Raw genomic sequence first — 13,766 nt, forward strand, 5'->3', positions numbered from 1 at the left:
AACTCAATGATGAATATCGGAATTGATGCAGGAGGCACGCTGATCAAAGTCGCCTGCAAGAAGAATGATTCGCTCGAATTCAATAAGCTGCCTGTTTCCCAACTGGAACATGCGGCCTCATGGATTAACGGGCTGGATCGCGCTGACATTTGTGTTACCGGTGGCAAAGCGGCTTTGTTGAAATCGCTGTTGAAGAACAAAGCTGCAGAGATTGTTGAATTTACGGCAACCAGTAACGGGGTGCGATACCTTCTTGAAAAAAACGCTATATCTGAGAAAGCATATATATTAACCAATGTCGGTACCGGTACTTCGATTCATTATGTAGAAAATAGCAGGGAACAACGCATCGGCGGAACCGGGGTCGGCGGCGGAACGATCATGGGGCTTTCTCGACTTTTGACCGGGTTAACGGATTATGAAGCAATTGTATCTTTATCGGCAAAAGGTTCCCGAGACCGGATCGATTTGAAAGTAAGCCATATCTATGAAGGGGCGGTACCGCCGATCCCGGGAGATTTGACGGCAAGCAATTTTGCAAATGTGTTGTCTTTGGATTCTATAGATCAATTAACGAAGGAAGAATTGCTGGCTTGTGTAATCGGTCTGGTGGGAGAGACCGTGGCAACAACAAGTGTACTAGCCGCCGGTCAGTGTGGAGTTTCAACGATAATCTTTATTGGCTCATCTTTCATTGGAAATGATCTTCTTAAAGAGGTAGTACAGAGTTATACGAAGCTGCGGGGAGCCTCGCCGATATTCCTTGAAAATGGCGAGTATTGCGGGGCCATCGGAGCTTGTTTGCAGCTGTCGGGCCATTGAAGAGGAGGACTTGTGTATGCCGGGGCGCGTTATCTGCTGGTCGCTATAAGGCGTACATCGGCTAGCTCAGCTAAATACCTTGGAAATTATGGTTCGGGGGAGGACTATGTCAAGTCAAGAAACCATCGTAATGAAACCTAGAGGAGAAACTATATCTAAAATCATCTTATTTAGAGGTAAAGCTGGAACGGGTAAATCCACATTATCAAGCGAACTTGGTAAGAGGCTCGCAATACCTGTCTTACATAAAGACGACATCTATTCGGTTGCAGACTATGTGTCCAGGCATAGTGTCAGAAATAAAATATGCTTCGATATTCTTTATCGTTTCTTGCAAACTGTAATTGATTCCAATGCGGCGATTATTCTTGATTTCGGGCTGAATCATATTGACGATGCACGAAGATTAAAGAATTGGATCGAGGATCGAGGCGGGGAGTTAAAGTCTCTGCTTTGAATATGCAGCGACGATTCAATTTGGGCCGAGAGGCTTACTGAACGAAGTGTTAGTCCATTGCCTAATCAGTTGATTACAAATTTATCTGAACTTAAAGAACATTATAAGAACTTTAAAACAGAATGCCTTGAAGGAGAGTTAGTTTTGGATACCATTCAGCCGAAAGATTCAATAATTGCTCAAATCGAATCATTTGTGGCTTGCTAATAGCTGAGTTTAGATCGTTGGTCGTTCTGCATTAGCGAATAAGAATGTTTCGTTTATTTCGCCGTTGACCTGGTGAGCGGGTGATTTTTTGTGAATGAGACACTTTACTAAATTAACGTATTATCGTATCATCGAGTTAATGCGATAAATATATTATAATGATTGTAGGTGTAATCGAAATTGTCCACAAACAAAATTCAATCACGTGATGCACTGCGAAACTTGAAGCCCTATTCGCCGGGAAAACCGATTTGGGAGGTGCAGAAGGAATTAGGGTTACAAAGAGTTATCAAATTAGCTTCAAATGAAAATCCGCTCGGACCTTCGCCCAAAGCCGTTCAAGCCATTACAGAAGCTTCGTCTGATCTTCATCGTTATCCGGATGCCCAAGCGATTGATTTAAGAAAGGCAATTGCTGATAAATACGATATAACTCCGGAGCAAATTATTGTAACGAATGGAGGGGATGAGCTTAACGCTTGTTTCCGAAACTTTTTTGGATTGTTGCGATGAAGTTATGGTACCGGGGCCCTCCTTTAGCGAATATGAATTTAGCGGGACACTTATGGGAGCTAAAGTGAAGACCGTGCCTCTGTCAGGGAATTATCAATATCATGTTGAAGATATACTCAGCGCTGTTACTGAGCGTACAAAGATATTGTTTCTATGCTCCCCAAACAATCCGACGGGAACGATACTCTTGAAATCGCAGCTTCAACAAATTCTTGATTCCATACCCAAAAGCGTGCTTGTTGTCCTCGATTCAGCCTACAGTCACTATGTAACATCGAACGATTATACGGATGGAATAGAGTTCGTCAAAGCTGGCTACCCTCTTCTTGTATTGCAGACTTTCTCCAAAGTATACGGCCTTGCAGGTATTCGGGTCGGTTTCGGTGTTTCTTCTCCGGAAATAATCAGCGGTATATTGCAGGTGAAAGAGCCCTTTAATGTAAATGCCTTAGCCCAACTTGCGGCGGCGGCGGCAATTCAAGATGACGAACATGTCCAAGCGTCACGTCGACTGGTAACAGAACAACGTAAGAAGCTATATGCAAAATTGCAAGCGTTAGGTGTAGGTTATACGGAAAGTATGAGCAATTTTATATTGGTTGAGCTCGGGCCTGATGCGGAACTGATATACCGGAAAATGATGGAGAAAGGAGTAATTGTCCGCTATGGAGGTACTTGGGGATTGCCGAATTGTGTACGGGTAACCGTTGGGACGCCTGAAGAGAATGATATGCTGATCGAGGTAATGAGTGAAGTGTTGGCTTAAACAACTGAACGGCATAGACCACGGGGCTGCCGCCGTTAGGCTGTTTTTGATAGTACACCCCGACCACTCCGAATTGGAATGGTTGTCGGCGATGAAGAGCATGGGCCTTATCTTGCCCGAAGCCGTATCGAATCAAGAAGGAGTTTTCGTCACGGATGCGGCGACGAGCGGCGGACAACGGTTCTATTCGTCCTTGTTGAGATGGATCGAGGGAGAACGTTTGGAAAAAGGAGCGTAACAGAGGAGGTAATCCGAAAAATGGGAGCGATGATGGCGAACCTTCACGAGGCAAGCACTGATTTTAGCCCATCCGCCGGCTTTGCACGCCCTTCTTGGGGTAGCCAGAGCTTTTAGCTGGAGTGCTTCTTCATCATGGCGATCATCGAGGCATACAGCTTCCATGCGGAGAATCCGCTTGAGACAGAGGGCTTAATTGAAGAGCAACCCTACGCGCAAGCGATATTGAGAGCCTATGTGAACTAGGAACCATTCTTGTTCCAGCCACTTGAGGTCTCCTAAGTAAACCAAAAAAAAGCACTCGCTCCATTGAATGGGATTATTGTTGAAATTCCTAACCTATTTTGTAATAAAAAATGAATCTGGAAGATTTATAATAACGTCAACAGGCTGCCGCAAACAACGGCAGCCTGCTTTTGCGCATCAAGGCATCAAAACTTCTCCCATTTTTTCGAAACTTTTCATGTCGTGCGCTTCGATTTTGTAATCGGAAATGGTGTATAGCGCATCTCCGATGTAGAGTGTGCGCTGCACCGCCTTCGTGTGATCGAAATAATCTCCCGCTTTCTTCACATCTTCGTCGGAAATATGAGTAATTTTCTTATTCAACTTAAAGCCGCTCGCCAAGTCTAAACTGTAAACATAGGCTCCTTGGAACGATAACGTGCCATACGCGGTGCCATCCGAATTTTTTTCACCTTCGGGGACTTCGGCAACCGTAACCGGAAAAGCAATAATGTTTTTGTCCTTAGAAAACAACAGCGCTTTGTGGTTATGAAGAAGCTCCGAATCCGTCCCCCGGTCGCCTATGATCTCCACAAATTTTTCTTTCGGATGGTTTACGTCGGTAATATCGAACAGAGCCATCTTCAACCCTTGGTAATAAGCAAAATCGCCCTGTTTCGCCTCAACCGTGTCTTTGCCGAATCCGATGAGATGATTTTCATCGTATGGATGAAGATAGTCGCTGTATCCGGGAATTTTCAATTTTCCTAAGATAACGGGGTTTGCAGGATCTTTAAGATCGAACACGAACAGCGGATCCACCTTTTTGAACGTCACCATGTACCCTCGATCGCCCATGAAACGCACGGAATAAATCCTCTCACCAGGTGCAATGTCGCGAATTTCTCCCGCCGGCTTAAGATTGCCGTCCAAAATAAACAGATTGTTTTTTGACTGTTCTGCCCCACTGCCCCAAACTTCTCCGGTTGTTGTTGCAATGCGAAAATATCCCTTATATTCGTCCATCGAAAATTGATTGAGCAGCGCCCCCTCGACTTCTCCTTCTCCGACGAATTGCGTTTGCCCGTCGGCCAGCTTGAATTTGAAAATCGAAGTGTTCTTGTTAAGCTGTTGAGGCGGTATCCCGGCGAGACTTTTCGCTTCCGACATGATGGTGATATTTTGCGCGTAACTCGTCTTGCTCACATAGAGATGCTCCGTCGAAGCGTAGATCGTACTGCCCGCGCCTAGATATGCGTTCACGGACATTTCCTTCTTTGCGGACGACAAATCGATACCGGCGATAATCAGATAATTCGTTTCTTCAAAGTCGGGAATGTAGCGGATATCCTCCCAAGGAATTGTCTTCGGGCCATCCGAAGAAGCGCTGTCGCGGTAGGAAGGGGCGTAATACTCGTCCGGCTGTTTGTTCTGCGGGGAAGTAAACAAGCCGTGGATGTATAGATTCGAAACGACGTACAACGAATCGCCTATTTTCCTTGAAGACAAGTAACTTCCTTTAATCTCGGCCTCGCGCGTGAGCTTCATGTCCGTTCTGTCGTTCAAATCGTACACCAGGATTTTCGTCATGTCATAGTTGTATGCGGGGTCATAGTAATTGCCGATTACGGTCAACTTCTGTTCGTCGACGTACAGCTCTCGGGGCTGCATACCTTTGGCATTGAAATCTTCCGACCATACGACGCGCATGTTCCCGGCAGGATGCGCCTCCGTCACGACAAGCTTTTCGCCTTTCAATTGATAGATGTACTTGCCGTCCGTCTTCACCCGATCCGCTTCGTCCACGCCTTCGACTTGAACGTTCGTCGTTGAATGGCCGGCCGGCGCTTGCGCCTCCGATGCCCCGCTTGCAGCGGATGCCGCAGTGTCCATTCCGTCTGCCGCCGCAAAGTGACGTCTCGATTTTTCAAGCTTCTTCATCATCTTCACGAAGTTTGCGTACGAGCCGACCGACGGCAGCGAAGACTGCTTCTGCCGTTCGTCCTGCGTCCCCGAAGCGCCGGTCCAAGTCAAAGCTCCGGCCAGCACCGCACCAGCCAATGCAATAATCAGCACACTCGTTTTCATACCGATCCCCCTCTTGACACGTTTGTTTTGTTTTTAGACGGACCTTGAGGTAAAAATGTTTTGAGTTTCGCATAATTTTTGTAATGACTTTTACAGATATTGGAGGTAAAATGTAGAGGAACAAACGTTCCGATCGGGAGGGTGTTATGCCGTGCCGTACGCAAAAGTGAATGATGTAGAGATGTTTTATGAAAAGATGGGCTTTGGAGAAACGGTTGTTTTTTTGCATAGCGGTTATAGCCGGGGAATATTGGCTTTTGCAAGCCAGATGCCGGACTTCCAAAGAAAATATACATGCTATTTCCCGGATTTTAGGGGGCATGGCAGAACAAGGTGCGACAGCTTGGAATGGAGCACTCCCCAGATTGCGGATGATATTTCGGAATATATGGATCGGTTGGACATCCACAAAGCGCATCTGATCGGTTACAGTTTGGGAGCGAATGTCGCATTGTACCTTGCCGTGAATCATCCGGACAAAGTGGCGACCCTTACTACGATCGGTACGGGCGGTTTCGCCGATCCGAGTGGTGTCGAGGAATTTGAACCGGAGTCGCTTATTGAAAAAGGAGAGCACGAAACCATCAACCAGATGATTGAGAGACATGAGGAGGCACATCGAGGCGACTGGCAGCAATTTATGCGTCAAAGCGCGATAGATTGGCGGTTATATCCGCAGCTGACGGCGGATCAGATCGGCAGCATCCGTACTGCAGCATTGTTTATCACTGGGGAACACGATAGATTCGCCGGTGAAGAGAGAGTCAAACGATTGAGTTCCCTTGTGAAAGGCTCGCAGTATCTTGTCGTACCGGGAGGCAGTCACCGGCCTCATATGCTAAGAGAAAGCCCGGTGTTCGTCAATGATGCGATTCTTGAGTTTTTGGCTGCAAATCCGATCCGGTAAAGGCAAATATCAAACGGGAGGTGTATGTTTGCGTAGAAACATTTTTGCGGTATTAATGCTGATCTTGATTGTCGGTTGTACACAAACGGCCTCCAATGAATATGTTACACCAAGCGACTATCGTCATGCTCAGGATATGCTGGACAAAATAACTAAACAAGGTATAGAGATTCAAGAAATAAATAATTCCAATTTTATGGCAATATTTCAGACCAAGCCGAATTATGCAATGTTCATTAAGTCTGATTCGGGAATATTGGAGCTCGTTCGTCTTGAAGACGGTAACGGTAAGGAGTATGCAATTGAGACCAGAGAGAGCGAGGTTGAGGGCAGATTTTTATACATGATCACTAGAAACGGTGAGGAAGAGGAACTCATGGATTCGAATGCGGAATTGTATTTTCATATCAATGACAGTTACATCACTATCACGAGAGAGAAACAATTGCATCAAAAGCTGAGCAAGCTTTTCGAGTAGGGTTCAGCATGAAAAAAATAAGTGCGTTTGTTACATTGATGGCTGTACTGGTGGTTGGTTTCATCTTTATCAAATCATCATACGAATCGTCCGAAACGGTGATCGAGGCAATTGAACGGGTGCGCGGTCCAATAAGCGAGATCATTTATTCCCATGAAACGGATAACGGAGTAGTCGTGTTTTATCATAGGCAACCAAGTAACAGGGAAAGCAAGTATATAGGTTTGTCTAGCGAGTATGTTGCAAAAACTCTTACAGGCTGGAAGTGGGTTTTTGGCGGAGGGCACACTGAAACCGAGAGTTGGGAGGTGCAAGACGGTTTTACAGCGCAGTACTTCCCCGGCACGGATGGGACTGAGTTTGGCCGCTCGCCGTTTCCGATGATTTTTGGGGCAGCGAATGCGGATCAAGTAACGTCAGTATACGTCAAAGGCTACGAGAACGATTATTTTAAAAAAGCGGAACTTGTCCATATCAACGACAAAGAAAAAATATGGTTTGTATTTGTCGATAAAAATGCGGGCGATAGATTCATAGTTATCGGTTATGACGATAAAGGCATTGGCGTAGCAAGAAAATTTATAGATTAAAGGGCGGACCAAAAATTTACAGCTCATACGAATTGTTTAGAGGTTGGGATCTAGTTGAGTTCAAATTGGAAGGAGAATGAAATTATGTACAGGAAAAAAGTTTCATCAATCGTTGCCGTTGTTATCGCCGTATGCCTATTGTTTTCTCCGCTTGGGTCAAGCCGTACGGCCGCGTCGACGACAATTGAAATCGATCCTTTGTTATCGGCGGCGCTTGACGCTGCGGCAGCCGGAACCGTTCACACCGCAATATTAACCTATTATTCGCAACCTTCCGAAATCGAAGAGCTGCAATTGAAAAGTTTAGGATTAAAGACCATCACTTTCAAACATTTGCCGATCATTGCCGTGCAGGGAACGAAAGAAGCGATTCAACAAACCTATACCATAGCTGGTTTGCGTTCCGTTTATTCCAATAAGCAGCTTGAGTACTTTTTGAGAGAGAGCGTTCCTTACATCGGTGCAGATCGGGTTTGGAACGAATTGGGCTACACCGGGAAAGGAGTAACCGTGGCGGTAATCGACAGCGGCATCGATGCGCTCCATCAGGACTTGGCATTCGGTACTAAGACCATACAGAACGTTAAGTTTTTAACCGGAAATCTCATATTTGAAGGTGAACCCGTCTATTTGGAAAATGTCCCGAACACCGACACTTCATCCGGACATGGCACCCATGTTGCGGGGATTATCGCCGGAACGGGTACGGCCAGCCAAGGTACTTACAAAGGCGTGGCTCCGGGCGCCCAACTGGTCGGACTGGGGGTTGGAGATACGCTTGTCATTTTATGGGCGCTTGAAGCTTTCGATTACGTGCTCGAGCATAAAGATGAGTACAACATACAAGTGATCAATAACAGCTGGGGAACGACCGGCGAATACTCGCCCAACGATCCGATCAACGTCGCCAGCAAAGCGGCGCACGATGCCGGCGTTACCGTCGTCTTTGCAGCAGGCAACGAAGGACCCGGCAGCAATACGCTGAATCCGTATTCGGTGGCTCCATGGGTGATCGGCGTCGCGGCGGGCACCAAGGACGGCAAATTGGCCGACTTTTCTTCCCGCGGTATCGATGGCGATCCGGTATACCATCCGACTCTTACTGCTCCGGGAGTCGATATCGTGTCGACACGCGCATCTACAGGCTCCACGATTAACGCTTTGACCGCTGCGGACGACGCCACCTATATTCCGCCGCAATACATTCCTTTCTATACTACGGCGAGCGGAACGAGTATGGCTTCACCGCATATCGCGGGCGTAGTCGCGCTTATGCTGGAAGCGAAGCCGGGATTGCAGCCAGACGTGGTGAAGGACATCCTGGTGCGCACAGCCGACCCGATGGCCGGCTATAAGGAATTCGAAGTCGGAGCCGGGTATGTTAACGCTTATAACGCGGTCGCGACAGCGGAAAAGACGAATACGAGGATTGGAAAATATAAAGACCCCAAATCAGGGAAAACGTACGACACTTATTCGGTCACGTCGTCTTGGGAAGGAATCGTAGGTCCGGGCGCGTCGGAAGCGGGCGTTGAATCGGTCGATGCGGCTAGTTTTGATGTCGGGCGCAACGCCGTAAGCGCGACGGTCCGCATTGAGTGGACCACTCCCGGCGTCGATTTGGATCTTTACGTATACGACCCCAATAAGCAATTGGCGGGGAAATCCGCCCAGGGGCTGACGGTCAGCGAGGAAACAACGATTCCTGATCCGGTTTCCGGCACATGGACTGCCGAAACCCGCGGCTGGTTGAGCGTCGCCGAACCGTATACAGGAACCTCCACGGTAGAATATATTTTAAAATAAGGACTGCATGCAAGCATAAATCCCCTTCACACCATTTTTGGAGTGAAGGGGATTTATGTGTACTAGGAATAGATATTGTTTACTTATATTCTGTTTTTCACTCATGGTATTACAAGGAAACCGGAGGGGGAGAAGCGCTGGCCGATTCCGTCTGGCGGCATGGAAGAAGGGGAAACGTTCGAGCAGTGCTGTTCCCGTGAGGTTTGGGAAGAAACAGGCTATAAGGTTTCCGTGCTCGAGCAGATTCATGAGAAAAGCGGCGAGTCTTACGGCATCGCGTATACGGTTCGCTACTTTACATGCGAAGTTATCGGCGGTGCACCGAAAATCCAAGACCCGGACGGATTAATCTATTGCATTCGTCACCGAGTAAGCTAAATTTTTACATAATTTGTCCGAGAATGTGTGCGTTACGATACTTATTTTTCTTGCGTGTGGTAAATTTATCCGACGCATTATCACTATGGCAATGGAATGTACATAAGCGGTTGTCGTTATGTATGTGATGGCGCGTAATTGTTTCGTGCCATTGCGACTATGGCAATAGTGTGTGCGTAATCTGTCGTCTAAACAACCGTTTATGAACAGTGTATTGCCATATCACGTCCCAATCGTCGGAATTCGTTACAATTATGGCAATCTGACGACCGTTTGAATACAACCTTTTTCCATAAAAAATATTTAACTGACTCCGGCGCCGTATCACTAATGCAATAGTGTGTGGATGCGCCCGCAATTAATAGATTGTATGTCTTTTGCCCTTATAAGAGGCATGCACAAGTGATCGATCTGACTGAGTCGCCCAACAAGGTAAATCATCAAAAAAGAGGACCGCCCCAAGCGGGACAGCCCTCACAAACTTCTCATGTTATTTCACCGCTACGTTTTCCAAATCCTTCACGCCTTGATAAATAAGATCGAACAAGCGCTCGACGTCGCTCTCCTCAATACAAGAGAACGCAACGCGCAGATCGGTTTCGCCAAGCGCGATCGTACCGACACCGTACTCCGTCAAGATGTGCGTGCGCAGCGTTTCGGCATCGACCGACTTCAGCTTCAAGCACATAAAGTAGCCGGAATTGAACGGGTAATATTCCCAAGCCTCATCATACTTGCCGCTATCCAACACTTGTTTGACACGGTTGGCTCTCGCTTGCAAGATGCCGACTTTCTCGTTGCGCTGCTTCTCGAAATCCGGGTGCCGCAGCGCGCGGAGAACGAACGTCTGCGACGGGTGGGCGGTGCTGGACATCGCACCGCGGATAATTCCGAGCGCCTTCTGCTCAAGCGCGTCGTTAACATCGGTGCTTTCGGATCCGAAGGTGATGAAGCCGACGCGGAACCCCCATACGAATTCCTCTTTCGTTGCGCCGTCCACTTTGACCGGGAGCACCCGAGGGTGAAGCCCGATCAGCCTGCCGAACAGCGATTCGCGTATGGTGTCTTCGAAGAACAGGCCGAAGTACGCATCGTCGGTTACGACTGCTTGCGATACGCCCGCTTCCGCACCGGAGCGTATAGCGTCCACGATAGCGTTCGCTTCGGACGCATTCGGAGTGTATCCGGTCGGATTGACAGGGAAGTTCAACACGACGATCGCTTTGCCGCGCTCCTTCTGTGCCGCGATCGCATCGCGCAACCCTGCAGCATTAAACAATCCCTGTTCGTTGTACAAAGGGAATGTAACGATATTTGCGCCGCGGCGGACTCCGAAGGTGAGCTCATAGTTTTCCCAGTTTTTATCCGGCATTATGACGGCATCGCCTTCATCCGCGAATAAATCGGCCGCAATGCTGAGGCCGTGGGTCAACGCATTCGTCACGATCGGTTGACCGAACGTCTTGCCGGCAAGCGACGGATTCTCGGACAGCATCTTGTCCCGCCAAGCTTTGCGAAGCTCCGGTTTTCCTTGCGGAGGAGCATAAGGATACAGGTCGTTCGGCGAAAATTGCGAAAGCGTCTCCTGAATCAACGCCAGATGCATCGGCTGACCGCCTTCCATCGCGATGCCGATCGTCGCGTTGAAAGCATGAGCCTTGCTCTTCGCTTCCGCCGATTGATTGAGAATGCCCACCTTCGGGAAATACATCGCTTTCCCGACTCGTGACAACATATCGAGACAGTGCGGATTTGCCTTGCGGATACGGTCGTTCAACTGGACGGCTTGGGGATTCATGCGGATAGTCATTCCTTTCAGATATACTTCCGGTTTGTTTTTCGATATTATAACACCGGATTTATTCCGCGTCATCCGTGTTGTGCGATCTCGCCGATTCTCTCGCCCATACGCACCGGGGCTCCGGCCGCAAACGCGGGAGACGGAATAAACGTATCTTTCTCCATTAGCAGCACAACGGTGGATCCAAATTCGAAAAGTGCCAGTTCGTCTCCTTTATGTACTGTCGCTGGAGGCCCGTCGTCAGGTATGTAACGAATAGAGCTGACGTTCATCGCGCCGACCTTCACAAGCGCGAGCACACCGGCTTCGTGATTAATGTAAGTGACAAGTCTGGCGTTGCGCGAAAGCACTTGCGGCATCAAGCGCATCCCTCTGTCGTTCACCGGGTATACCTTTCCCGGAATACGGTCCCATTCTATTACCGTGCCGTCGACCGGGGAGTGAATTCTGTGGTAGTTGGACGGACTTAAATAAATGACGGCGAACGTTCCCCGCTCGTACCGCGAGGCGTGAGGAGAGCCGCCGAGCAGCTCCGCGGCGGAATAAGTTTGCCCTTTCACAGGCAATAGCTTCCCGGCTTGAATTTCTCCCGTCTCTATAACGGTGCCGTCAACCGGACTTACAACGGAGTTCTCGCCGGGATCGATCGGCCGCGCTCCGGTCCGAAGGCGCCTCGTAAAAAATTCGTTTAACGATTCGTATTCGTGCAGCTGCTTCTCCGCCTCCGATATGTCGATTCCGTAGAAGCGGGCGAACTTGGACAGCAAAAGCCGGCTGCCGCGCGATTTCGCCGCGGTTCCGGTCAAGCGGGCCAATGTCGGACGGGAGGATAGCTCGGTAAGCAAACGAAATGCAGCATCCCATATCATCGAGTGTTATCACCTAAGTAATCTTTTTTGAATGCCGGTATTCCCCGCAGGACAAACATGTAGCGGGATTTACGCATACAGGATGCGAAGAGCCCGACCATTTGGTGCAAAACACGGGAGTTTTGGATTGCGGATCATCTGAGATGGCGGTGCAGAACGGGCAGTGAGAAACCAATTCCTCGGTTAACTGAAGCAGCCTCGATTTTAATGACGTTAGTTCTTCCATACATCCCTTACCTTTCCCATACTCACATGCAAGTATTATACTACTGCCTTCTTCTTTTTCCTATCTTAAGTATGGGAAATAGGAAGGAAGTCTCGCAATGATTCCACGGCCGGGCGCGGCTGTCGCCGTCAGCCGCGCCGGTCGGTAAACCGTGTCATTTTACATCAACCGGGTTCGTTTCCATCCAACAAATAACGTGCATATGCGAGAGGATTCGCGTATGTTCGTTTCCATTCCTCCATCATGCCGCCCTCGCGGAAGCTGTACCGCAAATCCCGCAAATTCATCTCGATAAAGACGGGATAACCTTCAGGAGTAATGCCGATGTCGAAACCGATGTCCGAAAGATAGGGCAAGCGCGTGCTCAAGTGTTCTGCCGCCGACAATGAAAACCGCTCAATAGATTCGCGGACGGCGAGCGGGTTTAGATGCGGGAGGTCGCGAAGCACGTCGTCAAGCCGGTACACCGTTCCGCCTTGAGCCACATTCGTAACAAACACGTTTTTCTTCGCCACTTTTGCCGCAATCCCCGTCATCTGCCATTTCCCGTCCAGTCCTCGCTGCACGGAGACGCGCATATCGAACGGTCTTCCGAGATACGTCGCCAAGTTCAAACGCTGTTGCGCAACATGAGGTTTGCGGACGATATTTGTGCGCAGCACGGCCGGCAGTTTGAATTTGAAATCAACGGATTTCCAAAGCGAACTCCCTTTCCTCAATCCGGATGGGTATGTCAGTCTCCACCGTGTTCCGATACGATCCACTTTCATGATGCCTTTGCCTATCGAACTGCTGCTAGGCTTCACAATCACGGCCTCATGTTTGCTTGATAAAGCGCGAACCGACTTGACGGTGGCTTTCATCGTCTCGGGCAAGTGCGGCCGAAGATCCTCGCGCTGCATAAGCAGGCGATGCACGAACAATTTTCCGTATCTGTTCCAGCGGTTAAAGACAATGCGCCCCTTCTTCGAGCAAAGGTTCTCTAATTTTCTGTTGGCGCTCGGGTTTTTAAAATACAATGCGCGGTTGTGAATGACTTTAGGAAGCGGCAGCTTGCGCCACCGGTACGAGCCGTTCTCGAAGACGAGCGCTTTCACCTTCTCGTCTTGCATCGATATGTCTTGCAAACGAAAGTAAACGGGAGTAATGTCATACTCTCTTGCGCTTTCTTCATAAAAAGATATTTTCTCGTGACCGGTGCGTCCGCGAGGTATGCCTCGCAACATATTATTGTTTATTAAGACGCCTACGTTTCTATCCGACACCTTGCCTCCTCCTTTCACCTATAACCTGGCCTCTCTCACTATATTCGCATCGTGTGCGGCTGCGCGTGGACGTATGTCTCACTTCTCTCAAATGCTGTGCGATTGACTATTTTACTCAACAAAGCTTCGCT

The 13,766-nt window shown here is 48.6% G+C and carries 13 protein-coding genes and 1 pseudogene; 10 read left to right on the forward strand and 4 right to left on the reverse strand.

Annotated features, from left to right (window positions below; all coding sequences use genetic code 11):
• Window positions 1-6: 6 nt before the first annotated feature.
• From coaW to JET16_RS18475, 5 genes are all read left to right on the forward strand, one after another.
• Window positions 7-822, forward strand: a complete 816-nt coding sequence (gene coaW / locus JET16_RS18460; RefSeq protein WP_233531857.1) for a type II pantothenate kinase — start codon at window positions 7-9, stop codon at window positions 820-822.
• A gap of 106 nt (window positions 823-928) precedes the next feature.
• A complete protein-coding gene (locus JET16_RS30215; RefSeq protein WP_233531859.1) occupies window positions 929-1,279 on the forward strand; it encodes an AAA family ATPase in 351 nt (116 codons plus the stop codon).
• Between the two features lie 387 nt (window positions 1,280-1,666).
• Window positions 1,667-1,999, forward strand: a complete 333-nt coding sequence (locus JET16_RS30890; protein ID WP_325176718.1) for a hypothetical protein — start codon at window positions 1,667-1,669, stop codon at window positions 1,997-1,999.
• Window positions 2,000-2,051: 52 nt separating this feature from the next.
• Complete coding sequence (locus JET16_RS30895) at window positions 2,052-2,765, forward strand: pyridoxal phosphate-dependent aminotransferase (RefSeq protein ID WP_325176719.1); 714 nt, start codon at window positions 2,052-2,054, stop codon at window positions 2,763-2,765.
• A complete protein-coding gene (locus tag JET16_RS18475) occupies window positions 2,749-3,003 on the forward strand; it encodes a hypothetical protein (RefSeq protein WP_199618341.1) in 255 nt (84 codons plus the stop codon). The genes JET16_RS30895 and JET16_RS18475 overlap by 17 nt, the downstream gene beginning before the upstream one ends.
• A 422-nt stretch (window positions 3,004-3,425) precedes the next feature.
• Here JET16_RS18475 and JET16_RS18480 read toward each other — a convergent pair whose 3' ends face one another.
• Window positions 3,426-5,315, reverse strand: coding sequence for a beta-propeller domain-containing protein (locus JET16_RS18480; RefSeq protein ID WP_199618344.1), 1,890 nt, complete (start codon window positions 5,313-5,315; stop codon window positions 3,426-3,428).
• A gap of 151 nt (window positions 5,316-5,466) precedes the next feature.
• Between JET16_RS18480 and JET16_RS18485 the strand changes: the two genes are divergently transcribed.
• From JET16_RS18485 to JET16_RS18505, 5 genes and pseudogenes are all read left to right on the forward strand, one after another.
• Window positions 5,467-6,222, forward strand: coding sequence for an alpha/beta fold hydrolase (locus JET16_RS18485; RefSeq protein WP_325176720.1), 756 nt, complete (start codon window positions 5,467-5,469; stop codon window positions 6,220-6,222).
• A gap of 28 nt (window positions 6,223-6,250) precedes the next feature.
• Window positions 6,251-6,700 carry a hypothetical protein gene (locus JET16_RS18490; RefSeq protein WP_199618347.1) on the forward strand — a complete coding sequence of 150 codons (450 nt, stop codon included), beginning with the start codon at window positions 6,251-6,253 and terminating at the stop codon, window positions 6,698-6,700.
• Window positions 6,701-6,708: 8 nt separating this feature from the next.
• Window positions 6,709-7,290 carry a hypothetical protein gene (locus tag JET16_RS18495; protein ID WP_199618350.1) on the forward strand — a complete coding sequence of 194 codons (582 nt, stop codon included), beginning with the start codon at window positions 6,709-6,711 and terminating at the stop codon, window positions 7,288-7,290.
• Window positions 7,291-7,374: 84 nt separating this feature from the next.
• On the forward strand, window positions 7,375-9,096 hold the full coding sequence (locus JET16_RS18500; protein WP_199618357.1) for a S8 family serine peptidase: 1,722 nt from the start codon (window positions 7,375-7,377) through the stop codon (window positions 9,094-9,096).
• A 55-nt stretch (window positions 9,097-9,151) separates the two neighbouring features.
• Window positions 9,152-9,450 (forward strand): annotated as a pseudogene (locus tag JET16_RS18505) (NUDIX hydrolase); the annotation flags it as partial.
• 514 nt (window positions 9,451-9,964) lie between these two features.
• Here JET16_RS18505 and JET16_RS18510 read toward each other — a convergent pair.
• The 3 genes from JET16_RS18510 to JET16_RS18520 form a co-directional block, all read right to left on the reverse strand.
• Window positions 9,965-11,272 carry an aminotransferase class I/II-fold pyridoxal phosphate-dependent enzyme gene (locus JET16_RS18510; protein ID WP_199618366.1) on the reverse strand — a complete coding sequence of 436 codons (1,308 nt, stop codon included), beginning with the start codon at window positions 11,270-11,272 and terminating at the stop codon, window positions 9,965-9,967.
• 71 nt (window positions 11,273-11,343) lie between these two features.
• Complete coding sequence (gene asd / locus JET16_RS18515) at window positions 11,344-12,144, reverse strand: archaetidylserine decarboxylase (RefSeq protein ID WP_233531864.1); 801 nt, start codon at window positions 12,142-12,144, stop codon at window positions 11,344-11,346.
• Window positions 12,145-12,534: 390 nt separating this feature from the next.
• On the reverse strand, window positions 12,535-13,635 hold the full coding sequence (locus tag JET16_RS18520; RefSeq protein WP_199618370.1) for a YheC/YheD family endospore coat-associated protein: 1,101 nt from the start codon (window positions 13,633-13,635) through the stop codon (window positions 12,535-12,537).
• Window positions 13,636-13,766: the final 131 nt, after the last annotated feature.

Origin of the sequence: Paenibacillus alkalitolerans, from assembly GCF_016482785.1 — a bacterium.
Classification (GTDB): Bacteria; Bacillota; Bacilli; order Paenibacillales; family YIM-B00363; genus Paenibacillus_AE; species Paenibacillus_AE alkalitolerans.